Annotated in this window: 32 protein-coding genes; 8 read left to right on the forward strand and 24 right to left on the reverse strand. The window is 69.1% G+C overall.

The window, feature by feature from the left end:
* Positions 1–64: 64 nt before the first annotated feature.
* The 19 genes from C1J01_RS08845 to C1J01_RS49665 form a co-directional block, all read right to left on the reverse strand.
* Complete coding sequence (locus C1J01_RS08845) at positions 65–625, reverse strand: phage tail tube protein (RefSeq protein WP_111177953.1); 561 nt, start codon at positions 623–625, stop codon at positions 65–67.
* Positions 626–685: 60 nt separating this feature from the next.
* Positions 686–1,102: a phage tail termination protein gene (locus tag C1J01_RS08850; protein ID WP_111177955.1), complete on the reverse strand. Its 417-nt coding sequence runs from the start codon at positions 1,100–1,102 to the stop codon at positions 686–688.
* Positions 1,071–1,454: a hypothetical protein gene (locus C1J01_RS08855; protein ID WP_146615512.1), complete on the reverse strand. Its 384-nt coding sequence runs from the start codon at positions 1,452–1,454 to the stop codon at positions 1,071–1,073. Before C1J01_RS08855 ends, C1J01_RS08850 begins: the two co-directional genes overlap by 32 nt.
* A 59-nt stretch (positions 1,455–1,513) precedes the next feature.
* Positions 1,514–1,813: a DUF5403 family protein gene (locus C1J01_RS08860; RefSeq protein WP_111177959.1), complete on the reverse strand. Its 300-nt coding sequence runs from the start codon at positions 1,811–1,813 to the stop codon at positions 1,514–1,516.
* Positions 1,813–2,205, reverse strand: a complete 393-nt coding sequence (locus C1J01_RS08865; RefSeq protein WP_181448642.1) for a phage head completion protein — start codon at positions 2,203–2,205, stop codon at positions 1,813–1,815. Before C1J01_RS08865 ends, C1J01_RS08860 begins: the two co-directional genes overlap by 1 nt.
* Positions 2,202–2,612, reverse strand: a complete 411-nt coding sequence (locus C1J01_RS08870) for a Gp19/Gp15/Gp42 family protein (RefSeq protein WP_111177961.1) — start codon at positions 2,610–2,612, stop codon at positions 2,202–2,204. Before C1J01_RS08870 ends, C1J01_RS08865 begins: the two co-directional genes overlap by 4 nt.
* 9 nt (positions 2,613–2,621) lie before the next feature.
* Positions 2,622–2,975 carry a hypothetical protein gene (locus tag C1J01_RS08875; RefSeq protein WP_111177963.1) on the reverse strand — a complete coding sequence of 118 codons (354 nt, stop codon included), beginning with the start codon at positions 2,973–2,975 and terminating at the stop codon, positions 2,622–2,624.
* A 14-nt stretch (positions 2,976–2,989) separates the two neighbouring features.
* Positions 2,990–4,018: a major capsid protein gene (locus C1J01_RS08880; protein ID WP_111177965.1), complete on the reverse strand. Its 1,029-nt coding sequence runs from the start codon at positions 4,016–4,018 to the stop codon at positions 2,990–2,992.
* Between the two features lie 12 nt (positions 4,019–4,030).
* The gene (locus tag C1J01_RS08885) at positions 4,031–4,420 is read right to left on the reverse strand and encodes a head decoration protein (RefSeq protein ID WP_111177967.1); all 390 of its coding nucleotides are present in this window, start codon (positions 4,418–4,420) and stop codon (positions 4,031–4,033) included.
* A 15-nt stretch (positions 4,421–4,435) separates the two neighbouring features.
* The gene (locus C1J01_RS08890) at positions 4,436–5,080 is read right to left on the reverse strand and encodes a capsid assembly scaffolding protein Gp46 family protein (RefSeq protein WP_111177969.1); all 645 of its coding nucleotides are present in this window, start codon (positions 5,078–5,080) and stop codon (positions 4,436–4,438) included.
* An 86-nt stretch (positions 5,081–5,166) separates the two neighbouring features.
* Positions 5,167–5,907, reverse strand: coding sequence for a VG15 protein (locus C1J01_RS08895; RefSeq protein ID WP_111177971.1), 741 nt, complete (start codon positions 5,905–5,907; stop codon positions 5,167–5,169).
* Entirely contained in the window at positions 5,904–7,262 is a 1,359-nt protein-coding gene (locus C1J01_RS08900; RefSeq protein ID WP_235854339.1) for a phage portal protein, read from the reverse strand. Before C1J01_RS08900 ends, C1J01_RS08895 begins: the two co-directional genes overlap by 4 nt.
* Positions 7,259–8,959, reverse strand: coding sequence for a terminase large subunit domain-containing protein (locus tag C1J01_RS08905; RefSeq protein WP_111177973.1), 1,701 nt, complete (start codon positions 8,957–8,959; stop codon positions 7,259–7,261). The genes C1J01_RS08900 and C1J01_RS08905 overlap by 4 nt, the downstream gene beginning before the upstream one ends.
* Positions 8,931–9,365, reverse strand: coding sequence for a phage terminase small subunit (locus C1J01_RS08910; protein WP_111177975.1), 435 nt, complete (start codon positions 9,363–9,365; stop codon positions 8,931–8,933). The genes C1J01_RS08905 and C1J01_RS08910 overlap by 29 nt, the downstream gene beginning before the upstream one ends.
* 116 nt (positions 9,366–9,481) lie before the next feature.
* Entirely contained in the window at positions 9,482–9,745 is a 264-nt protein-coding gene (locus C1J01_RS08915) for a hypothetical protein (protein ID WP_146615513.1), read from the reverse strand.
* Between the two features lie 11 nt (positions 9,746–9,756).
* Positions 9,757–9,966: a hypothetical protein gene (locus C1J01_RS08920; RefSeq protein ID WP_111177979.1), complete on the reverse strand. Its 210-nt coding sequence runs from the start codon at positions 9,964–9,966 to the stop codon at positions 9,757–9,759.
* 9 nt (positions 9,967–9,975) lie between these two features.
* Positions 9,976–10,287, reverse strand: coding sequence for an HNH endonuclease (locus C1J01_RS08925; protein ID WP_111177981.1), 312 nt, complete (start codon positions 10,285–10,287; stop codon positions 9,976–9,978).
* Positions 10,287–10,634, reverse strand: a complete 348-nt coding sequence (locus C1J01_RS08930; RefSeq protein WP_220039800.1) for a RyR domain-containing protein — start codon at positions 10,632–10,634, stop codon at positions 10,287–10,289. The genes C1J01_RS08925 and C1J01_RS08930 overlap by 1 nt, the downstream gene beginning before the upstream one ends.
* Entirely contained in the window at positions 10,631–10,801 is a 171-nt protein-coding gene (locus C1J01_RS49665) for a hypothetical protein (protein WP_181448645.1), read from the reverse strand. Before C1J01_RS49665 ends, C1J01_RS08930 begins: the two co-directional genes overlap by 4 nt.
* Between C1J01_RS49665 and C1J01_RS08940 the strand changes: the two genes are divergently transcribed.
* Positions 10,800–11,318 (forward strand): hypothetical protein, encoded by a 519-nt coding sequence (locus C1J01_RS08940; protein WP_111177985.1) that lies wholly within the window; start codon positions 10,800–10,802, stop codon positions 11,316–11,318. The two genes, C1J01_RS49665 and C1J01_RS08940, sit on opposite strands and share 2 nt — an antisense overlap.
* A 107-nt stretch (positions 11,319–11,425) precedes the next feature.
* Here C1J01_RS08940 and C1J01_RS08945 read toward each other — a convergent pair whose 3' ends face one another.
* The gene (locus C1J01_RS08945; protein ID WP_181448643.1) at positions 11,426–11,629 is read right to left on the reverse strand and encodes a hypothetical protein; all 204 of its coding nucleotides are present in this window, start codon (positions 11,627–11,629) and stop codon (positions 11,426–11,428) included.
* Positions 11,630–11,695: 66 nt separating this feature from the next.
* On the opposite strand from C1J01_RS08945, the gene C1J01_RS08950 reads away from it, so the two are divergent.
* The 3 genes from C1J01_RS08950 (at position 11,696) to C1J01_RS08960 (ending at position 13,195) form a co-directional block, all read left to right on the forward strand.
* Positions 11,696–12,040 (forward strand): hypothetical protein, encoded by a 345-nt coding sequence (locus C1J01_RS08950; RefSeq protein ID WP_146615514.1) that lies wholly within the window; start codon positions 11,696–11,698, stop codon positions 12,038–12,040.
* A 161-nt stretch (positions 12,041–12,201) separates the two neighbouring features.
* The gene (locus tag C1J01_RS08955; protein WP_111177991.1) at positions 12,202–12,573 is read left to right on the forward strand and encodes a hypothetical protein; all 372 of its coding nucleotides are present in this window, start codon (positions 12,202–12,204) and stop codon (positions 12,571–12,573) included.
* A 217-nt stretch (positions 12,574–12,790) separates the two neighbouring features.
* The gene (locus C1J01_RS08960; protein ID WP_111177993.1) at positions 12,791–13,195 is read left to right on the forward strand and encodes a helix-turn-helix transcriptional regulator; all 405 of its coding nucleotides are present in this window, start codon (positions 12,791–12,793) and stop codon (positions 13,193–13,195) included.
* On the opposite strand, the gene C1J01_RS08965 is transcribed toward C1J01_RS08960, so the two are convergent.
* Genes C1J01_RS08965 through C1J01_RS08975 form a run of 3 tightly spaced genes read right to left on the reverse strand, consistent with a single transcriptional unit; the run spans position 13,192 to position 16,765 of the window.
* Entirely contained in the window at positions 13,192–13,488 is a 297-nt protein-coding gene (locus C1J01_RS08965; protein WP_111177995.1) for a hypothetical protein, read from the reverse strand. The genes C1J01_RS08960 and C1J01_RS08965 overlap by 4 nt on opposite strands.
* A 53-nt stretch (positions 13,489–13,541) precedes the next feature.
* Positions 13,542–16,271, reverse strand: coding sequence for a hypothetical protein (locus C1J01_RS08970; RefSeq protein WP_111177997.1), 2,730 nt, complete (start codon positions 16,269–16,271; stop codon positions 13,542–13,544).
* A complete protein-coding gene (locus C1J01_RS08975) occupies positions 16,271–16,765 on the reverse strand; it encodes a hypothetical protein (protein WP_111177999.1) in 495 nt (164 codons plus the stop codon). Before C1J01_RS08975 ends, C1J01_RS08970 begins: the two co-directional genes overlap by 1 nt.
* A gap of 522 nt (positions 16,766–17,287) precedes the next feature.
* Here C1J01_RS08975 and C1J01_RS08980 point away from each other — a divergent pair.
* The 3 genes from C1J01_RS08980 to C1J01_RS08990 all read left to right on the forward strand — a co-directional run bounded on the left by C1J01_RS08980 (position 17,288) and on the right by C1J01_RS08990 (position 18,582).
* Entirely contained in the window at positions 17,288–17,758 is a 471-nt protein-coding gene (locus tag C1J01_RS08980) for a hypothetical protein (RefSeq protein WP_111178001.1), read from the forward strand.
* A gap of 147 nt (positions 17,759–17,905) precedes the next feature.
* On the forward strand, positions 17,906–18,175 hold the full coding sequence (locus C1J01_RS08985; RefSeq protein WP_111178003.1) for a hypothetical protein: 270 nt from the start codon (positions 17,906–17,908) through the stop codon (positions 18,173–18,175).
* Positions 18,172–18,582 (forward strand): helix-turn-helix transcriptional regulator, encoded by a 411-nt coding sequence (locus C1J01_RS08990; protein WP_111178005.1) that lies wholly within the window; start codon positions 18,172–18,174, stop codon positions 18,580–18,582. Before C1J01_RS08985 ends, C1J01_RS08990 begins: the two co-directional genes overlap by 4 nt.
* Positions 18,583–18,668: 86 nt before the next feature.
* Here C1J01_RS08990 and C1J01_RS08995 read toward each other — a convergent pair whose 3' ends face one another.
* Positions 18,669–19,553: a hypothetical protein gene (locus tag C1J01_RS08995; RefSeq protein ID WP_146615515.1), complete on the reverse strand. Its 885-nt coding sequence runs from the start codon at positions 19,551–19,553 to the stop codon at positions 18,669–18,671.
* A gap of 457 nt (positions 19,554–20,010) precedes the next feature.
* Here C1J01_RS08995 and C1J01_RS49025 point away from each other — a divergent pair, with 457 nt between their 5' ends.
* Positions 20,011–21,402 (forward strand): S1 family peptidase, encoded by a 1,392-nt coding sequence (locus C1J01_RS49025; protein WP_146615516.1) that lies wholly within the window; start codon positions 20,011–20,013, stop codon positions 21,400–21,402.
* Positions 21,403–22,312: the final 910 nt, after the last annotated feature.

Below are 22,312 nucleotides of genomic sequence, written 5' to 3' on the forward strand. Positions count from 1 at the left end.
CGGACCTGACGACATGAGGGGCGGACGGCACCGGAGGTCCGCCACGACCGGCGCCGCCCACGTCTCAGGGGGTGGGCACCGGGATCAGGTCGCCCTTGGGGCTGATCTCGAACAGCCACGGCTGGCCGGACACGCCGAGGATGGTGGCGCGCAGCGGCAGGCCGGCGAGCGCCTCGGCGTCGAACTCGATGTCGTCGGCCTGCGCGATGCTCACGCGCTGGAAGTACATGGCGAGCTGCTCGGCGCCGTCCTCGACGACCACCAGCATGGTGCCGGTCAGCTCGGTCGGGTTGGCCGGCACCTGGAAGTAGCCTTCGACCACGCTGCCGTTGGCGCCGAAGTACGCCTGATAGGTCTGCTCGTCCCACTGCTGGGCGATGAACGTGACCTGGCGGATTCTGGGGCTGGTCACGTTGCGCAGGGCCTGGTTCTGCCAGGTGCCCAGCGTGGTGACCTCCCCGCCTTCGGAGGTGAGTCCGAACGGGTCTTCCAGAGACGTGTGGCCGAAGTCGATGAACGGGTCGCCCGGGGCGAGCACGTTAGCCGGCCGGGTGACGCCCACGGTGGGGGCGAACCAGTAGTGGCCTATAGCCGGGACGAGTACGGCGTCGTCGTCGAGCGCCATGGATACCTCCAACGTCAGCGAATGATGATCATGAGAGGGGGCGACCCTGCGGCGGCGCTGTCACAGGGCCGGCCGTACGGCGAGCTCGTACGTCGCCTGATAGCGGTAGATGCCGTTCGGCACCTCGTCGCCGGGTAGCAGGTCGGGCGCGGCCTGGTCGCGGAAGCGGGAGATGGACCCGACGCTGGGCACGACGGTCTGCGAGCGCCACGCCTGCACCAGCAGGACGCGGGCGGCCTCGGAGATGTCCTCGGCGTCGCTGTCGGTGCGGGCCCACACCTGGACGTCGACGAGCGCCTGGTCGAGGAAGCGCGGGTCAATCGACGCGCCGCCGGCGCGCCGCGCCAGCACGAACGGGTATGTCATGCGCGCGGGGATGAGCGTGCCCACCGTGATGCCGGGCCAGTCGGCCTTCAGCGGCTCGCGCAGCAGCCCCAGCAGCAGGTCATTGACGCGCGCCAGCAGTCTCGGCGGCATCCTCACCCCCTTGGCGTTCCGGCTCGTCACGGCCCGTTCCGAGGCGTTCCGAATCGATCCGGACGGTTCCGGACGGTTCCGAGTCGTTCCGGATCGGTACGGCGAGTGCGGCGGCCAGCTGGTCGACGCACATCTCGACGGCCGCCCGGAAGGCAGGGCGCCAGCTGTCGCCCTTGGCCTCGAGGTCGGCCTGCCACTCGGCCAGCAGCGCGCCGACGCCCTGCAGCCGCTGCTGCTCGGCGACGGCGGCCGTGGTCGTCTCGATCAGCAGCGCCTCGTGCCCGGCGAGGCGCTGGTACGCCTGATCGGTGGCGCGGCGGGCCTCGTCTTGCTGCCCCTCGGCCCGGGCCATGGCCGCCACCGCACACGCGTGATGGTCCGGCTCTCGCCAGCACTCCGGGCCGTGCCCGGTCACCGAAGGCCCGCAGTGCGGTGGATGACGTACAGGCCCTGACTGGCGCCGATCGTGCGGCCGTCGCGCATGTAGGCGCCGTGCCCGTACTCGATGCTGATGACGCCCTCGCCCACCATGCTGACGAAGGCGTCGACCTTGCCCGAGGTGACCTCGATTCGGGTAGCGCCCGTGACCCGGTGCGCTCCCAGCAGGCCCCTGGCGCGGCCGGCCAACTCGCCGGCCTTGTTGCGCACGGCCTTGCGTACGCCAGGCTCGCGGGCGACCAGCCGCGCCACGTTGCGGTTGACCTGAGCCATCAGTCAGCCCCCTCATCCTCAGGTGTTGCATCTGCAGCGACGAACGGAAGGTCGGCGTTCGACTGAGGGCCCCGCGCCTGCAGCAGGGCCGTCACATGCCGAGTCCGCAGGCTGCCGCGCGACCATTGCGGCTCGCCGGCCAGGTCCCATTCACGGCCGTCCCACACCACCCGCGCCCACGCCCCCAGCGGCGCGTTGCGGGTGATGAATCGGTACGTGGTGGTGACCTGCTGGCCGGCGACGGCCGCCTCGGAGGAGGCGACCGGCTGGACGCGGCCGCGGGCCGGGACCGGCGTCTCGGCCGGCACCCGGACCTCGTTGCCGCGCTCGTCGAGCGTGACCACCTCGGGGTAGATGAGGACCTCGTCCGGGCCGCCGTCGAGCAGGCTCACCACAGCCCCCGGCGACGACGAGGAGCCAGCGGCCCCCACCGCGGCGTGCCGATCGCCGGCGCGATCGTGAACGCGCCGGCGATGCGCACGCCGAGCCGTTTCCAGTCGGCGTCGGTGATCTCCAGCAGGCCGGACGCGACCTCAGCTGACCGGCTGTAGGAGTAGTCCCCGTCTGACTCCGACCTGTACCCCTCGGGGTTGCGCAGGACCCGCAGCACGGCGTTGGCCTCCACGATGACCAGCCGCTTGAGGTACTGCGGGTCGGCGGCGCGGGCCGCCAGGTCGGAGATGCGTTCCTCGATGAGCACCTCGGCGTCGCCGAGCAGCGTCTCGGCCAGCGTCTCTTCCTCCGAGGTCAGTGGCCTGCCCATGCGCGCCCTCACGTCCTGGACGGTCGCGTACGCCACGCCGGCCTCCTACTCGGGTCGCTCGCGCTGGTCGGCCAGGGCGATGAGCTCGTCGCGCGTCTTGCCCTCGAGCTCGGCCGGCGGCACGCCGTCGTTCTCCAGGTAGGTACGCCAGGCGTCCTTCGTGGCGGACTTCGCCGGCCGCTGCGGCTGCGCCGGCGCGCCGCCGGTCGCGGCCGGGTCGGTCGTGGTCGGTGTCGCCTGGCCCGGGCCGGGCACGACGGTGTCCTCCTGGCCGTCGTCCTCGGCCTGCCACACGGACGGGTTGCGGATCAGCTTGGCGTCCTCGTCGGAGACGACGTCGCCCGGCGCGTACACCCGGCCGTTCACGTGCACGTAGCGGGCGACTCTGCGCTGTGCCATGTTCTCGCCCTCCTTTACGCGGCCACGTCCGCGACGAACGTGAGGTCGGGGTTGGCCATGATGGGCAGGCCGATCGCCGCGGCGTGGGTCCAAAGCGCGATCGGGTCGGTGGTGCGGAAGTTGCCGACGACGATGCCGGGCTGGTCGCCGGGCGCCAGGTCATAGTCCGCTTCCTGCGCCTCGAGGGTGAGGCCCATGAGCGTGGCGCCGAGCTCGCTGTCGCCCATCGGGTCGGCAGGCGCCGGCAGGAAGACGACCTTGTCGTCCGGGATGACGCGGCGGGCGGTGCCGGCCGGGTCGATCAGGCGCGCGTCGTACGTGGTGACCGACGGCAGGCCGAACGACATCAGAACGGCGTTGACCTGATCCAGCGTCATCAGCGCCGCCGAGCTGCCGGCGATCTGGCCGCGCATCTGCTCGTTGCGCATCAGCAGCGCCACGACGCGCGTCGACGTGAGGATCGTGCCGGGGTTCTCGCCCACGTCGTTGTTGTAGGTCTGCGCCCACGACAGCAGGTCGTCGAGCGGCGTCGAGGTGGCCAGGTCCGTCCAGGCGGTGGACGCGGTCACCGAGTGACTCGGCGAGCGGTCGAAGTCGACCGTGGCCATCACGCCGTTCTCGGAGATCGTCACGCTGCCGTTGACGATCGCGTCGGCCCGGGCCAGCTCCAGCCGGGCCGCGATCTTGCGGGCGAGCGTCTCGGCGTCGCGGAACACCAGGTTGGTGATCTCCTCGTCGAGGTTGCGCATCCGCAGCTGCTGGTACTCCGTCAGGCGCAGCTTCTCGCCGATCGGCGGAAGCTCGCCCGTCACGCGGCTGACGCCCGGCCGCGCGCCGATCGGCGTCTCGGCGTCGTAGGCGCGGAAGCTGGCGGCCCGCACCAGCTCGTTCGGGCCCCGGTTGAACCGGAACTCGAGGTCGTTGACGTTCCGGTACGGCAGCCAGCGCGCCAGGCTGAACTGGTTGACGGCCCGGTCGGCCAGGCTCTCACGCGCGAAGCCGGTCAGCTCGGCCGGCGTCGCGTACTGGGCGATGAGCTCCATGTGTCAGCCCCCTTACACGTAGACGATCGTGGTGGCGTCGGAGGCCGCGGCCGGCGCCTCGAAGTCCACCGGCAGCTTGGCGACGATGACCCGGCCGTGGTCCAGCAGCGCGCCGACCACGTCGACGGCGTCGGAGGCCGGCGCCTGGACGGAGTCGAGCAGGAACCCGGCCAGCACCTGGCGGCCGTCGGTGGCCGCGGCGTCGTACGGCCCGTACTTGCCGCCGTCGGTGATGAGGCCCAGCGGCAGACCCGACGGGAAGTACCCGTCGGGGTAGTGCGTCGCGGGCGTGAACGTCGAGGTGTCCAGGGTGATGCTGCGCCCGGCGTCGGTGCCGTGGCTGGACCCGAGCCAGGACGCGTCGTCCTGGCCCCAGCTCTCGGTCCGGAGGGTGAGATCCATGTCTCTCCTTCGTGATCACGTCTTGGTGGTGCGCTGTCGGTAGCGCTCCCGTCCGGCGGCGAGTGACCCGCCGTCGCTTCCGCCGCCACGGCCCTGGGAATGATCCGGCGCCGGCGTCCGGCGGCCGCCGGGGCGGCGTTCGTCGGACTGCTCGTCGTCGGCGGACTGCTTGAGCTTGTCGGCCAGCGTCTTGGCCCGGTCGAGGACCTCCTGCTCGGTCTCACCGGTCAGGAAGGCCATCAGCTCGTCGTCCAGGCCGTGCTTGCGCGCGGCCCTCTCCTTCCACAGATCGACCTCAGTCCGCGTGGCCCGGCCGAGCGCTTCCTCCAGCTGCTCTTGCTGGCGCTGCGCCTCGGTCTTCTGCGACTGCGACAGCTCGTCGTACTTGGCTGCCTTGGACTTGAGATCGTCATAGTCGGCGTACTTGGTCCGCTCCCGGCCGAGCCGCTCGCTCACGATGCGGTCGACGTCGGCCTGCGTGAAGGTCGCCGGCGGCTGGTTGCCCTGGCCGCCGTTGTTGCCCGCTCCGCCGTCACCGCCGCCGCCCTCGGGGGCGCCCTCGCTGCCGCCGAGCACCGGCCAGATCGGCCGGCCGCCCTTGAGCAGTCCGATGGCGCGCAGTCCAGTGCGCGGGTGAACAGGCAGATCGTGTGTCGTCATCAGGTTCTCCGTGAGCCCGTCGGCGTAGGTGTCCGGCCTTGTGCGCGGCCGTGGCGCTTCCCGCCAGCGGGCGGGTGGTCTGTGGGTCAGGCGGCCTGCTCGCCGCCCTGCTCGCCGCTCTGGCGGCGCTGCTCGGCTAGGTAGCGGCGCAGCCCGTTGAGGCTGCGGCCGCCTTCCCGCCACAACCGCTCCGCGGCCTCGTACTCGGCGCGGCCCGGCCACTCTTCCCGGGCGAACACGGGCACCGCGATGCAGTCGCAGCGGTCGTGGTACGGCTCGCCGGTGCCGTCGCGCAGCAGCGCCGCGCTGGCGCTCTTGTAGACGGGGCCGCGCGACACGAGCATCAGGCAGAACGCGCACGTGCTCGTTCCGGTGGCCACGCGGGCGTAGCCGAGGGCCTCCGGGTCGTGCCGGGCGGCGTCGACGATCGCCTCGCGGCCGGCGTCCTGGGCGTGCCGTACGACGACGGCGGCCGCCTCCTGGCGCACGAGCTCGGGCACCGCCTGGCCGTCGTCGAGCCCGGCCAGGCGGCCGCGGGCGACCCGCCGCAGCGCCTTGTCGAGGGCCTCGGGCGGGTAGTTGCGGCGCGGGAACTCGATCGGGCCCTCGGGCGCGCCCTGCAGGACCCGCTGCCCGCGATAAAGCCGCTCGGCCGCCCGCCACGACTCCGTCCGCGACCGCATGACGATCGGGTACAGCGCCTGTACGAACGCCCGCCACTGCTGATCGGACGGCCGGGCCTGCAGCACGCCGAGCAGCGGCATGAGCAGCTGCAGCAGCCTGGCCAGGACGCCGGCCTGCTGGCGCCGGTACTCCTCCGGGGTCACGCGGCCGCGTCCTCATCGTCGACGACCGGCTCGTCCTGTTCCTCTTCGGCCAGGAAGCGCACTGCGGGGTCGTCGTCGGACAGCTGCCGCAGCCGGCGCCGGTACTCCGGCCCCCAGCCCATCTGTTCCCATGCGGCCTCGCGCGGCAGCAGCCCTGCCTGCACAAGCTTGACGATCGCGTCGGCCTTGGCCGCGAAGGTCGGCGTGGCCGGGTCGCGCCACACGGTTTCCAGCCGCACCGCGTCGTTCGGGTCGAGGCCCTTGACGAGCATGGCGCGCCGCTGCGCCGCCTCCCACGGCCCGGACAGGCTACGGATCTGGCGCTCGGCCCGCTTGACGAACCGCGCCTCGCTCGAGCGGATCGCGTCCGCGCTGGCCGGCTGGTCGCTCGTGAACCCGAGGTAGTGCGCCGGCATGCCCGTCATGGCGGACACGGCGCGGGCGTACCAGTTGAGCACCTCGGTGAAGTTGCGCAGGTCGGCCGCCGGGAACTGGCCCACCTTCGCCTGGTCGTTCATCAGGGTCAGGAACCGGCCGAGGTACGCCTGCCACGCCGGGATCGGGTTCCCGTCCTGGTCCTTGAAGTCGTCCTCACTGGCGCCGAGCACGTACCTCTGCGGCACCGACAGTAGCTCTTGGGCACCCTGCAGGTTCGTCAGCGACCTGCAGGCGGCATCCGTGAGGCCCATGATGTCGCGCATCTCGGTGTGCCCGGCCCGGTTGCGGATGCGCTGCCGGTTCGCCACCGGCACCACCAGCGAGACGCCGAGCTTGTGGTCGTCGGCCTTGTCCTCTTCCCACTGGCCGTCGCGCCGCCGGTAGTGGACCGTGCGGTTCTCCAGGTAGAGGGTGGCGTGCGTCGCCGGCGTGCCGTCCTCGTCGTCGCTGTAGAGCCGGGCCGAGGCGATCACGCGTCGCGTCCGCGGGTCGGTCACCGCGGTCATGTAGCGCGGCGACTCCACGGTCATGACCGGCGGATCGCTTCTCGCGTCCGGCGAGCCGACGGTGATGAAGCCGCCGCCCGTGATGAGCTTCTCCAGGTGCAGCAGCCCGGACTCCTCGTCCAGGTCGTTGGCCTGCCACCAATCCCACAGCCGCTCGTCGGTCCTCGTGCTGCCGCCGAGCCGGAACCCTTCGATGTCGAGCCTCTCCTCGAGGCTGTCGACGTACATGCCGGGCCAGTTGATGACGGTGGCCAGCTGCTCGAGCTCGGGTGGCAGCGCCAGGCCGAGCGCCTGCAGCCGCCGCTCGCCCTCGTAGTAGCCGTCCAGCGTGTCCAGTCGTCGCTGATTGCGCTGGATACGGCGAATCAGCTTGCGCAGGATCTGCACATCCAACAGCGACAGGTCGATCACCGCAACACCACCACCCTCCGGTCGGTCTTGCGCCGCTGCTTCGAGGGCGGCAGAGCCAGGTAGTCCTTGCGCGCCAGGCGGGCGATGATGCCCGTTACCGCGGCGTCGATCTTGTAAGGCGAGTGGCGGGACTCCTTGCCGATGCTGACGCCGTACTGGTTCGGCCGCCGGCGGGCGTTGAGTGCGTGCCGGCGCGTCCGGGGGTCGCCGTCGTGGGTCAGGTCGCCGGCGACGATCGCGGCGTGCGTGGCTTCGCACTCTTCGGTGAACCGCCGCAGCACCGCGGTACGCTCCCGGCCGCCCTGCTGAGGGCCGGCGTCGTCGTGGCGGTCCTGCGTGGATCGCATGTCGAACCGCACGGGATTCTTCGGGTTGGCCTTCGCGCACACGCGGCCGCCGTACTTCTCGCCCCACTGGTCGACGTACGACAGCAGCGGGCCGGGCTCGGCGTAGAACGCGACGACGTCGAGCCGGTCGAACGCGCGAGCCACCGCGGCGTCGAGCTCGAGCCGCGGCACCTCCCAGTCCGCAGCTTCGGGTCCGTCCGGCGGCTCCCACACCTCCCACGTGAACAGGTGCCCGTCGGAGATCCGGCAAACCATCATCGCCGTGGCGTCGCCGGACTTGGACAGGTCAGCGGCCAGCGCCACCTGGTCGCCGTCGGCCAGGACCTTCGTGGCGTCGGCGCAGGCGTCCCACTGCGGCGCCTTCAGCCACGCGTCGCGGGCCTCGGTCGGGCGGTTGAAGTACTTGCGTTCGGAGTCGTCCGGGCTCGAGCTCACGTCCCAGATGCGCTCGATGATGAACGACCGGTCCACCCACCAGCAGTCGTCATAGACGAAGTCCAACGCGCGCCGCAGCGACTTCTCGTCGGCCATGTCCGTGTCCGGCGGCGCGATGCGCGCGTCGTACAGGATGCGCGTCTGGCCGCGCGTCTTGCCCTCTTCCTGCGCCAGCCACGCCCGGTAGGACGCCTCGGCGACGCTGCCCTGCTCGGGCTTCCACGCGTTGCAGGTCTCCAGCATCCGGGAGCCGGACTTGGCGAGGTTGTCGGCCAGCGTGTTGTAGAAGGTGGGGCCGCCGTTGGACGGCAGCCAGTGCTCTGTCTCGTCGCCGACGATGAACGACGCCTCTCCACCTTCCGCGGCCGTCGACGAGCTCGTCAGCACGTGCAGGGCCCCTTCGGGCTGCATGTAGTACTGCGTTTTGCCCGGGTCCAGGTTGAAGTCCCGGACCAGCCGCGAGCCCTTCGGCGCCAGGGCCCGCACCATGCGCATGGTGTTCTCGGTCTGCGACTCGGCCGTGGCCGCGATCTGCACCAGCGGCATCGTCACCCGGCGGCCGCGCACGCCTCCGGGCAGGTCCGGATCGAAGTCGTCCACGCGGACCGGCGCGGTCAGCTCGCCGAGCGCCACCAGGGCCGCGAAGGGGCTCTTGCCGGATCCCTTGGCCAGGCGGCGCACCGCGCGCCGGTACAGCCACGCCCCGGACTCGTCGACGGCGTACCACCACAGCAGGAAGCGCAGCTGGGAGTTGACGAACTCCCAGCGCTTCCCCGCCCTCGGCCCGTTGGGGTGCTTGAGGTACTTGGTCGCCCACCGTACGAGCTCCCACCCGAGCGTCCACCTCGGCAGCCCTTCGGGCAGGGTGATCAGGCGGCTCGCCGGGTCAGCCGCTGAGGCGCTTTTGGTACTCATCGATCGCCACGACTGCTGCCTCCTCGTCGCCGTCCATCTCGCCGGCGCGCTCCAGCTCCAGCCGCATCCGCCGGCGTGCGCCCTCGGTGGTGAGCAGCTCGGTGGCGCCGGCCGCCCACGCGGCGACCATCTGCGCCGAGACGCGGGAGCGTTTCTTGAGCTCGCGGCTGAGCAGCTCGGCCCACACCCTCGCCTGCGCCCAGTCGCTCGGCTCGTAGAAGGCCGACTGGCCGGACTCGGCGAGCGAGTCGTACCACTCGCGCGCCAGGGGGTGCCATCGGGCCTCGGCCGCCGGCGGCGCCACACGGACGGACCGGGACGGCGCCTTGGTGACCTCGCCGCCCTCCGGTTTGTTGGTGCGGCGGCGCTGGTCGGACCGCTTCGGCACGGGGCCGCGGGTGCCCATCGCTCACCTCCTGCCGTCACATTCCGTAGTCGGCGCGGCCGGCTCGCGGACCTGAAAACCCGTAGCGGGTGGCAGCGGCTATGACACAGCGGTCTAGGGCCAGCCGGGGCCGGGGGTTACCCCCCTGGGTCGTCACGCGGCGTGATGTCGAGCGCTGCGCTGATCTGATCGCAGATGTCGCGCATCATGGTCCACATCTCTCGGGCCGCGTCGCCGGCCGCGACGTCGACGCGCACCGCGGCCGCGTGCCGCCAGGTGTCGGCCAGCGCTCGCGCTCTGCCGATGGCCGCCTCAGCCTGCTGCGCTCGCATGGTGGTCGCGCGATGGTCCTGACGTTCGCGCAGCAGCGCTTCCTCGGCCAGGCGCAGCTTCAACTCCATGACGCTGTGCGTCACAGGTTGTCGTACCCGTCGGAGTCGACGTCGTTGGCGACCGCGATGAGCGCCCGCTGCGTCACCCAGTCGGTGCCGGACGAGACGCGCAGCACGACGGACACGCCGCCGTCGGGCTTGTGCACCTTGGCGATGAGCACCGCGTCGGAGACGAGGTCGTCGTCGGCCAGGTCCAGTTCGATGCCGAGCTGGTCGATGGCTCGGTGCATGGCGATCTCCTAGGCGGTCAGGCCCGGGTGCGGGTCGGGCGGCCGGTTTCGGGGGATGCGGCGCGCGTTGGCGGCCTCGGCGCCCTGCCTGCTGCTCTTGCGCCGGTGGTGCCCGGCGCACTTGGCGGCGAGGTTCTGCAGGCGGTGATCGTCCCTGTCGCCGAGGTGGTCGACGTCGGTGGCGCGCTCGCCGCAGCGGTTGCCGGTGTCGGCGCGGATGTGCGTGCACTGGTAGCCGTCGCGGCGCAGGACAGCCCGCCTGATGTCCGGCCAGTTGGGCGGGAGCGTGTGGCGTCGCGTGCTGCCCTTCCAGCCGGGCATTAGCTCACGGCTCTCACGATGGCGTGGAAGATCGCGTCCTTGGCCCGCTGCTCGGCGGGCAGTTCGCCGTAGGGCACGAGGCACGGATGCGTCTTGGCGTCGGCGTCCTTGACGTCGCCATAGGTCCATCCGTCGGCTTCCTTGTGCGCGCGCCAGGACTCATGCAGCTGCTCGGGAGTGGCGCCGGATCGGGCCGTCTCGACGCCGGCCACTGCGGACTCGCGCTGCCATTCGGGTGCGTCTTCCCAGGCGGGCGACGGGGCGGGGTCGTTCGTCAGTGCCTGAACGGCGCGGTTGGCCTCATGGCAGATGCGCGCGACCCAGTCCACGGGCATGGTGATGCTCACTCGCTTGCCTTTCTGATCAGGTGGTCAATCTTGGCCTCGATGCGCTCGAGGTCGCGGGCGCCGGCGCGGAACATGACATGCTTGGCGGCGAGCAGCTGCACGGCCTGGAAGATGAGCTGCAGCCACTCTGACTGCCAGTTCTCGAAGGTCGCGGAGGCTCTCCCCATGATCAGCACACCTCCCAGTCACTGGGCTAACGTCCAACTGACCTACCACCAGATCCAGCTCCGGGATGCCGAAGAGGGCGGGCCGGCACCTCTGGAAACCCAAGGCAACGGGCTGATCGTGGTAGATGACGAACCCGACGGTGCGACGATCTTGACCGGCATCGCGATCGGCGCCGTCGATGTCGAGGTGCAGCTGACGGATGCGCCCCCAGGCCTCGATCTGGACAGTTGGGAAGAGGTAGTCGAGGTCTCCATCGAGTCCACCACGGGATCGCTGATCGTGTGCGGGCTCGATGGAGATCTCCCCGACCTACCTAATCTCGCCCACCACGGAAGCGGCTTCTATCGCCTACGAGTACACGCGCGCGGGCGCGATACCGACCCGGATGGGTCGGCCAACACTCCTCTGCCGTTCGAGCACTACCTGATCATCTCCTGGCCCGCCCCGTCTGCGCCCGAACAGGCTTTCAAACACACCGACGCCTTCGGGCGCGAGAGGCGCAATCCGAAGCTGTAGAACGCTCTCTTCCATGAGGAACGCGCAGTCCATGACGCGCACCTGGAGGAGGCAGCTCGCCGGTTCGCTGTGGCGTTCGGCGACGGCGCCCCAGTCGCGCAGGGGCTTCATCGGTTGCGCCGGTCGCCGGGCCAGAAGCCGTTCGTTTCGTAGTGCCATTGGGCGCAGATCCGGCGGGCGCGTTCGTTGCCCACGTGCTTGTCGAGCTCGCGGACGCAGCGTGTGAAGTCGCCGGGTGTGCCCCATCTGATCTTGATGGCGCCTGTGCCGCGCTTCCAGTAGTTCTCGAGGTTCTGTCCTGCGGTGGCCACGGTCACCTCCCGGGCGTTGATGGAAAGCGGGGGTTTGTCGTGGGTGGTGCCTGCACACTGGGAGGTGTGAGCCACGACCGAGGGGAGACGGTGATGCTCGTGGATGAGATGGAGCGGCTGCTGCGTGCGCCGCTGGCCAGCGGGAACGCGGACGCGTGGGAGCGTGGCCCGGACGCCTCGCACGGGTTCGGTGATCCGTCGGCGCCGGTGGAGTGCCGTGTGCTGCTGGTCGTGGGCGAGTGGGCCGAGGTGGTGACGGAGCACCACGGCGTCGGCGACGATCCGCTGCGGGTGCCGGCGGCCGGGCTGGCCGATCAGCTCGGTGTGGCGGTCGATGCGCTGCCGGGGCTGAGGTTCTCGGGTGTGGTGGGTGACGACGGCCTGGTCACGGGCGTGTCGCTGGTGTCCTGATCTGGTCTTTCGTGGCGGGCCGGTCGTGCTGATCGGCCCGTTTTTCTTCGCCCAACTTGTTGCAAATCACCATTCCAATGCTGCATAATAGAGATGTCGGAAGGGGCTGGCACCCCCGACCGGCAGCAGATTGAAAAGTCCACAGCGGAAAGGAAGGAAACATGGCAGACAGCCATGAGGAACGCCGACGCGAGCTGATCATCAAGCTCACCGAGACGTTCCGACTCCTCCGGGCGGCACTCGCCGACCTGCCCATCCCCATCCAGATCGCCCCCTCCATGGCTTCCGAGCCCGAGGATGTCGACCGGATGCTCGAGAGGGCACGGGAAGCCCTCCAGGACGAGCCGATGCACGAAGGTGCTCGGACCCACCTGGACATGGCGATCCTGGCATTCGCCTCGGCGTTCGATGTGGCGCACATCGCGCACCATCGTGAGGCGATGCAGTGGCGATACGACGGGACGCTCTTCCTTCTCGGCCAGACCGTAGCGAACATCACGCTCGCAACGCTTCTGGCGGACGAGGAGTCCTAGCCGCCGCCGTGGTCCCGGGCAGCCAGCCCGGGACCACGGTCCCCGCTGGACTGATCTGCTGATCTCCGGAGAGTGGCGGGCACGGCCGGGCCCGCCACGCATCCGGGCCGCATGAGACGTTGATGGGCCTGGCAGGGCGGACCGTGAAGGTCCTGAATGGCACCCCTGCCAGGCCCAGCAGACTGATCGTCCACTCGCAAGAGAGGAAGACGCTTCCATGGTAGCTCCCCGGCGCGTGATCGCCCCAGAGATCGCCGAGCGGTACGGACGTGCTCTGGACACGGTCAAGGAGACCTGGCGCAAGCATCCGGAGTGGCCGGCGGCTGTAGGCCGGCGCGGCCGGTGGGCCGAGTACGACGCCGACGCCGTCGACGAGCTCGTGCGCCGGGTGTTCCTGCGCGAGCCGACGCCGGCCGAGGGCGATCCGGACGACCTGCTGACGATCGCCGACATCGTCACGTACACGGGCCTGGCGCGCGGCACGATCGCGGCCGACATCTCGCGCGGCCGCTGGCGCGAGCCGGACGAGGAGGCGCACGGGGTGAAGCGCTGGAAGCGCAGCACCGTCGACGAGATCCTCGAGGGCCGCCGCGGCTACCACCGCAGGAAGGCCGACGGTTAGACGATGGGCAGCTGCCCGGCCAGCATGACGGGCTGTTCGACGGGTGCGGTCACGCGCGCCCACACGTCGTAGGTGCCGACCGGCAGCTCGTTCGGGCTTCCCGGGCCGACGAGGACGCGCGCCTCGGCGCCCTCGCGGGTGATGCTCGCGGTGTTCCACTCGGCCGCTCTCCAGTCGTCCTCGGTCGGTTTGACGCCCACGCCGGTGAACGCCAGCTGTACCGTCTCGGTGCCGTAGGCGCCCTCGATCCACACGTACACGTACGGCCTGGACAGGGACGAGATGGCATCCACCCGTGGCCTCCTCTCCGGTCGGGCGTAAGGTCCATCCGTCGATGGACCTTTCGTCAGTGGGCGACGGACGACCAGCGCAGGCGAGGCCGGCCCGCCACCCATCGGACGCGCGGCGAGGCGGCGGCCCAGGCGACGCGGACGGGCCCGGCCCGCATCGGCCGGGCCGCGTACACCACCGGCGTGATCGGCAGCGCGACGTCGGCCTCGGCCACCAGGCCGAGCGCACTCGAGTTGATGCGCAGCGCGGTGTCGAGCTCGGCCGCCTGGCCGACCTCGAGGACCGAGACGCGCACCATCGGCTGGGCTGAGTCGACCGCCAGGACCTGGCCGACGGCGCGCTGCAGGCCGGCCGCGACCGCGGCCGCGGCGTCCCCCTCGGCCGCCTGGCCCAGCGCGCGGATCTTCCTCCCGGTGACCGGCAGCGCCGTGTCGTCCTCGCCGGTCTGCGGCACGGGCGTTCCGACGAGCGGCGCGATGTGCCGGGCGGTGCCCGTCTCGGCGACCTGACTGACCTGCGCGGCGTGGGCGCGGCCCATCGGTGAGACGCCGTCGAGCTCGGACGCTTGGCCGCCGAGCGCCCGCTGCTTGCGGCGGCCGAGCAGCTGCGCGGCCGCGTCCTCGGCGGCCTGGCCGACCTGGCCGCGCTTGGTCGCCGCGATCGGATGCGCCGCCGCGGTGGTCGCGGCCTGGCCGATGCCGCGCGTCTTGCGGCCGCTGACAGACCGGGCCGCGTCGCCCTCGGCGACCTGGCCGACGGTGGCGGACTGCTCGGGCGAGGCCGAACCGATCTTCTCGTCTGCGATGGCGACGTCGTCGAGGTACCAGTACCCGGTGTCGCGCTGCAGGTGGAACTCCGCGCCTTCGGGCTTGCCGTTCGGCCACGCCAGAGTGGTGGAGATCGCGTAATCGTCGTGGGCGCTGGAGTTGGCGGCCAGGTACAGCCACATCTCCACTGTGCCGTTGCCGGCGGCGCCGATCGTGTAGCGCAGCTCGATGCGCACCCACTGCTCGGTGGGGACCGGGGTGGTGAACCCGGCCGCGGCCGTCTCGGAGAACCCGGCGTATGCGGTGATCTCCCGGTCGGGGAAGATCCACACCGCGGATACGACGCCCGCCGAGCCGAGCAGCACGAACACCCGCTGCGCCGCGGTGGGGGCCGCGACGAGCCACAGGTACAGCCGGGCACAGAAGACGTCCCCGGGTTGCGCGACCGCCCGCCAGTCGAGGTGACAGTCGACGCCGGCGGCCGGGTTCACGGCGGCCAGGCCGGCGCGGGCCTGCACGTTGGTGTACTGCAGGCTGCCCACGACGCTGTTGAACGGGTCGCCGCTGGCGCCGCCAGAGTTGCCGGTGGTGATCGTCTCGCCGTGCGTGCCGCCGTCGAAGACGTTGCCCCGGACGATCCCGCCTCCAAAGGTGAAGGTGAGGTCGTCGATCCATGCGGCGTCCGCGCCGGCCGGGACGGACACGTCCTTGAAGTACCGGAAGATGACCGTGGTCGCGGCCGACACGTCGAAGGTGTCCGACTGCGTCCATGGGATCTCGCCCGACAAGCCGCCTTCCGGGTACTGCTCGACGCCGTCGATCAAGAGCTGGAACTTGTCGAACGTCTCCTCAGAGCTCACCAAGTACCAGAACCGCATGCCGGTCGCGCCGGGCGGAACCGTGACGATGGCGTCAGTGGTCTGCTCGTCGGTGATGACGCCCGAGCGCAGCGACGCGCCGCTGTCGTGTCCCTCGGTGGTGTCTCTGGTCCAGCCGGTGTCGCCGCCGGCGGTGATGGTGACGACGTAGGTGGCGTCCTCGAAGTCCTCGACGAGCTGCGTTCCGCCGGTGCCCACGCCGTGGTGCGTGATCGTCAGGCGCGGGTCGGTCGTCGTGCCGCTGGCGTCGGCGGTGGCGAACTGGACGAACTCCCGGGCGGTCGGTGCCGTTCCGGTGCGCTGCTTGGACGAGGACGTGAACAGGCGTACCATGCCTGTCTTGAGGCCCGGCACGGACAAGAACGCCGGCTGGCTGTTCAGCGTGTAGTACTGGTTCAGCGTCCCCATGCTGTTGGTGTTGATGCTGGCCAGCAGCGTGTAGGTGTTGAGGGTGTTGCCGGGCCGGTAGTCGGCGGTGGTGAGCGTGTCGCCCCAGTCGAACGCTCTGGCCTCCACCACGAAGTTGCCGCCGGCCAGGTTCTGGCCGGTCTGGTACAGCGCCAGCTGGACCGCCGTCACCTCGTCGCTGTCGGTGATGGCGCTCGTGTCGAAAGCCCAGTACTGCTGGTAGCAGCTATACGTGCTGACGAAGAACTGGCCGGTCGCGGAGAAGGCGCCCGTGGTGTCGTTCAGGATGGTGCCGGTGCCGTTCCGGGCGGCGGCGTACGTATTGCCCTGGCCCTCGAGGCGGCCGTCGGCCGGCTCGCCGTAGATCACCGTGACGGTGCCCGCGGTGCGCCATCCGCCGGGGTTCGGCGTCTCGTCGATCGAGTCCCAGACGGACTCCCAGAACGCGGCCGCGGGGTCCTGCCGCCCGTCCCTCGTGACGGTGGGCGGGTTGATGATCCGCCGGTGGGGGTCGATCGGCACCTCACGGCCCTGCGCGTCGTGCAGCTGCACCCACGCGTCCACGCCGACGGGCTCGCCGGCGGCGTTGCGGATGACGGCAGGCTCGGCGAGGACCTCGAGCCGGTGGCCGTGCCGGGTCTTGTGCAGCCGATCGCCGGCGGCGTGCTGCTGCCAGTCCCGGTGGCACGCGTCCTTGACCGCGGCCGCCCGCTGGCTGCAGGTGTCAGTCATCAGGCGGGGGCGGCCCGGTAGAAGCCGAGGCTGTTGATCTGCGCGACGACATCGGAGCCGTCCGGTGTGATGCCGAAGTCGTGGGCGCTTATCGGGATGATCTGGGCGTCGGTCGACGAGGGGGCCGGCCTGTAGCAGACGAGCAGCTTGGACCAGGCGCCGCCGGTGGCCTGGACAGCGGTCCAGGTCTGGTCGGGGATGTCGATGTCCACGCGGTCGTTGTCGTAATCCGGCTCGTACAGGGCTAGATCAGCGGCGAGCAGCACCTTTCTGCTGTATCCGGCGTTGGTGGCCTCGTTGGTGTTGCCGAGCACGACGTCGGCCAGGCTGACCTTGTCGCGCAGCACGGCGTCGGACTCCACTCCCGAGGCGGCCAGGGCGACGACGAGCAGCGCCGAGTTCGCCGGGTCGCCGTTCTTGACGCGCCAGTAGAACTCGACGGCGCGGCCCAGCGCGATGTTGAACGGGAAGTCGGCCACGAGGGGATCCTCCAAGCTGCTCGGCCGCTCCTCGCGGCGGTGGTGTACGGCGGCCGCCGGCGGGCGGGTGGATGGCAGGGCCGGACCTGTAGCCCTGCCATCCGTCCTCCCGGCCTCGCGGCCTTTCCCTCAACCTCCCGGCCACGCTCGCCACGTGGTCGGAAGCATGTCAGCGGCCAGGCCGCACGCCACGGGGAGACAGCGCGGGCCTGGCCGCTCGTCAGTGCGGCAGTGGCGGGTTGAGCGGCATCCTGCCGACGCGTCCGGGGCCCGGGCGCTCGCCGGTGGGGGAGACAAGCGCCCGGGGGCTAGGTAGGGGCGCGGCGCCTGGTCGGTGGTGGGACCGGCGGGGGTCGGCGCGCACCGGTGAGAGTCCGCCGGTCCCTTTCGGCCGATTGAAGAGCCGAGATCTCAGGCTACTTTCTCCCGCTGAACACTCCCGCCAGGTACAGAAGTGTGGTAGATTTTGAGGTGTCGGGACGGGGGGTGAGAGCCCCGGAACCGGCGGCCGATTGAGAACTCAACAGAGGAGAGCCGATGGGAAAGCGCACCAGCGCCTACCACAACACCAGCGTCACCGTCAGGTACGCCGGTGACCACGAGACCCACGTCGAGAGCATCCTCGACACGCTCCGGATCATGCTCCCGGGCCTGATCATCACCATCACGGATCTGAACGCCGTGTGGTGCATCTGGAAGGGCTGGCACGAGGCGGCGGACATCGCCCCGCAGATCTTCACCGACGAGCGCGCCACGCCCTACCTGATCAGCCCGGTCACCCGGATCCAGACGGCGGTCACCATCACCGGATGGCAGCCGGGACGCCAGGTGTGGGGCAAGACCCGCACCCACTCGGCCAGCGGGTGCGGGGAGCTCCGGGTCAGGGTCGGCGGGCTCACGATCATCTGCGACGATCGCCCCGCCTTCGACCGGCAGCTCGCCACCTGGGCGCTCGCCTACGACACGGGCAAGCGGATCACCTGGCGCGGCAAGCTGGCCGACATCTAGCAGAAGTGGGGGCGGGCGCACCGCCCGCCCCCACTCGTCCACATCGGCGTCCCGCCTCTGCTGAGTTCTCCACAGAACGCCGTTCTAGGACGCGGCGCGGCCCGCCCGGCCGACAGCCTGGGGTGGTCACGAGAGGGGAGCATCACCATGTACGAGATCCGAGACGAGCGCGGCAACGTGCTCGACACCCGGGAGACGTTCGACGCGGCCGAGCAGCGCGTCGAGGCGCTGTGTGCCGAGGCGACCAAGCAGGCGGCCGCGAGCGGTGAGGGCACACGCGGCATGACGCTGAGGTGGACGGTGGTCGACGCGGACAGCGGCGAGGTGGCCGCCGTCATGAGCATGTCGCCGGACGACAGCGGCCGCCCGTACCGGCCGATCAGCGAGGCCTCGCCCGAGCGTGAGGGGCAGGCGTGATCCCGGCCGGACGTGATGCCGTCGACGGGGTCGGCGCCGCCGAGATCCTGGGCATCAGCCCGCAGACGTTCCGCAACCGGCGAGTGGCCGCCCGAGAGGGTTTCCCGCGCCCGTTCAACCCCGGCGCCCGGAAACCCCTGTACGACCGCGCCAGCGTCGAGGCGTACCGAGACGGCCGCCGGCTGCCCACGTGGCCGGTCGGCACCCGGGAACACCCTGACGACCTCCTGGACGGCCCAGAGGCGGCCGAGGTCCTCGGCATCGAGTACGGCACGCTGCGCCACTACAAGGCCGAGGGACGGCTGCAAGCAACGGATGTGGTGTGCGGGGTGCCGCACTGGCGACGCGCGGCGCTCGCTGCGCGGCGAGACAACCCGGGCAAGGCCGGGCGGCCGTCCAAGGGATAGCCGAGCCCGGGCATGCGAAAGGCCCGCCAGCGCGGCGGGCCTTCGTCTCCTAGCCGATCACAGGATCGCGTTCGCGCAGGTCAGTGTCAAGCATCGCCGCCGGGCATGTCGGCCGGCCCGCCTCCGTTGAGCAGCGCCAGCACATCGCCGATCCGGTAGAGCGGCCGGCCGATATCGTCGGCGCCGTGTGAGACGATGCGGCCGCGGTGCGCGTAGCCGCGGATCATGCTCGGCGTGAGGCCCGGCCGGAACGCTGCGAGCGCCCGGGCGATCTCCGTAGCGGTGCCGAGGTGATCGGCCACTTGCCGCAGCAGCCACCGCTCGCGCGCCGTGGCGCTGTGCGTCGCGCCGCAGGACCGGCACCGGATGAGCCGGTCACCATGCCGCACGTACAGATCGGCCTGGCACCCGTCGACGTCGCACGGCCCGGCGTACCAGGTCGCCGGCGGCCGGTCGATCGCACGCCGGGCCAGCCGGATGGCGTCGCCCAGCTCGTCGATCGCCTCGACGAGCGCGGCGTGGCCGAGCAGCGCGGCCCGCTGCCGCAGCAGCCAGCGGGCCAGCCCGGCCAGCGTGTCCGGCGGGACGCGGCCGCGGTGCGCCCACCTGCAGGACGGGTGGTCGCAGACGCGGCATAGCGGCCCCGCCCGGGTCTCGTCGACGGACAGCGCCCGATACCAGCCGGCCAGCGCCGACCGCAGCACGCTGATCGCCTGGCGGGCGCGTTCGTCGTACGGCAGCGGGGCCCGCCGGACGGTGAGCCCCACCTCCCGGTCCTCGTCGAGAGCCTGCAGGCGGCCGCCGTCCGGGTTCTCGATGCGGGTCTGGCGGGTGAGCGCCAGCTCGAGGTGGTGCTCGAGTGAGGGGACGTCGGCCAGGTCCCGAAGCAGGCCGGCCGAGCAGGCCCGGCACGCGGACAGGTGGCCAGGCATGCTGCGGCCGCAGCTCGGGACGGGACAGGGCATCGGCATGTCGGGGAGGCTCCAGAGGTGTGGAAATGAGGAAGATAGCGGGCGAGCATTCAGCGGCACATGTTCAGCCGTCGCGGGTGGGGGCGGTACTCCTGAAGCGGTATAGCGTTCTCAGTTGACGCGTCCTACCATTGCCCAGCGACATCATCGCCCCGACCGGCCGACGTCGGGCTGCATTTTCACCCCCACCTGCTCCGCTCGTTGTTGAAGGCGAAGCGGAACGCCGGGTTTTCCCGTATCACATATTTCCCCATAGTCAAGATCTTGAATGATTCCACTTAGCGCATCATGGTGGCAATAAGACGGCTAGCACGAAGCCCTATTATTCAAGCTCAACGAAAGGGAGATCATGCAGCGCTTTTTAAGGGTCATTCTAATCTTAGTTGCCATCGTATGCTTATCGGCACAATCTCTACCATCGGTGTCAGCCTCTACTCAATCAACCCACCAGGCGCCGATGTCCAGTTCTGGTACAGGCGGCAAGATAGGCCCCGAGGGCAGGCTCGCCATCAAGCTGGATGCACAAGACCAACCCAAACTCGAACATCCAGCCGTGGAAAAGATCTTAGCCGAGGCAAAGGTGAGAGGGATTCCACCAGCGAATGCATTAAAGAGCTACGCCCTAGAGCTAGTGAAGAGGAATCCAGAAATAGAAGGCAGCCTTCCAGACGGGCCGGTCCCTGACCCCGATATTGAAATTGACGGGATCCCATACGCGGAGCTAATTGACTTGGACCGCTTCGCCAAGTCTAATAATATGGATCTAGCCGAAACCATAAGCCGCTACAGTTGGGCTCCGAGAATAAATCCCATCGCTGCACAACTGCGTTCAGAGCATGCAGCGGAAATCGCAGATATCGCCATAATCGATGATGGTAAAGCCGTTCGCATGGGGTTTAAGGGTGAAGTCCCGGACAAGGCGGTAGAGCTGGCAAAGACGCTGCCTGTCGAAGTTTTTATTTATGCAGATAAAGGTTTTTCGGAGGTAGAGCTAGAAGCGGCAAAGAGATCGGCGCATGACGAGGTCCTAAAGCGCAATGAAGTCGCTGCCGTTGCTAGCAGTTATGACGCAGAAAAAGGTCTAATAAGCATCAGGGTGAGACCCAAGGAGATCCCTAAAACCAGCGCCGACACCGCTAATTTGGAAGCATCCATCCGTCCAACGCAGCCTTCAAATCCTGTCATTTCCGTATCCGTATCGATAGATGAAGAGCTTGAGATTCGTTCGATCGATCAATACCTCCGAGGCGGTGGCGTTAATACTCCGAAGTGCACTAACGGCTTCAATATAATTAATTCCTCAACGGACGCCAGGGAGACGCTGCAAGCTCGGCATTGTGCCGACGAGCTGTATCTGATCTACCATAATCACTCGGACTATGACGGAAACACTACAACCATGGCACGCAATGGGCGGGCGACGGAATTCGATCTGGCGAGATACCAGGGAGGTGGTCTTACTCGCACCCGCACGTTCTATTACGACTGGAACCTTCCGCGATATGCCCATGATGTTGGAACCTCTCCTGTCATAGGCCAACCCATATGCAAGTTCGGGAAAACGACTGGCGCTACATGCGACGCTATAACGGCTCTGAATGTCGATCTCACGAGTCGAGTCGGCGATGGCCAGACATGGCGAGGCAACATCGAGACCGACCGCATCAGCGATCGTGGTGATAGCGGCGGGCCAGCATATTACGGGAACAGAGCATGGGGCATATCATCTGCAGACAGTGGAACTTGCTCGCTCTGCGATACCGCTACATGGTTTGTAGCGGTAGATCGAGTCAACGATCCAGGAGGTTTCGGTGCGAACTGGAACGTCTGGGTGTGCTCCACATGCTGAGCAGCGGGGCCTGAACCCCTAAGAGTCGGCTCCGGCGAAGCACGCTATACCCAGAAGGTATGGGTGATCTCAATACAGGGATCACCCATATCGCACATCTATGGTTTGATATATGCATGGTTGGCAGAAGATCAGAAATCTTGCCGGTTCGCTCGAGCATATATCGGGCAGCCTTAGCCGCCTCCCTCCTAACCGCCGCTGCATGTGGAGCTGATTCGGCAACTCTAAGAATCATCGGCACAGATCCCATCATTGTCGTCCGAGACGCAAGTGTTTCAGGCCTAGCCGAACGCACGGGTACCGTGCTATACGATCGACAAAGCAAATGCCTCCGCATTGATTTAAACCAGCCCGATGAGGCAATTCCAGTATGGCCGAGCGGGACCACTCCGCTCATTACTCACGGCAAACGAGGCGTAAAGGTGCCAGGTGTCGGCGATATAGTGGAAGGCGACATAATAGCCCTGGGGGGCGGTGCGGCCCCATGGAAACTTAGCCCTCCAGACGGAATTAAGATACCGCGAGGGTGTCTTCCTCCTGGGCCGGAAGGGACCGCGTTCATCATCGGTAGGGTAATTCGCAAGGAATAGATATCAGGCGGCCCAACAGTTCAGGTCCAAGCACGGCGCTGATGTGACGCATCGCGATCTCGCCGTGACACACCAGGTCCTTGTAGGTGCGTTCTAGAGCTCACCTCTGTTGCCCGCTGGCCGCGGGCTGAATATGCGCCTCGGCCACTGGCACGCCGCGGTGGCAGTAGCACGGCCAGCCCAGCGGCGGCCGCTCACCTCTCCCAGGGGGAGCGGCCAGAACGCGCAGTCGCCGCAGGTTTGCGCATGACATCCGGCAGGATGTGCGTCGGCGTGAGCTTGACGGGTGGGGCTTGGTACGCCATACCTTCGCCTGCTCG

The sequence above is a fragment of the Nonomuraea aridisoli genome (assembly GCF_003236395.1).
GTDB classification, from domain to species: Bacteria; Actinomycetota; Actinomycetes; order Streptosporangiales; family Streptosporangiaceae; genus Nonomuraea; species Nonomuraea aridisoli.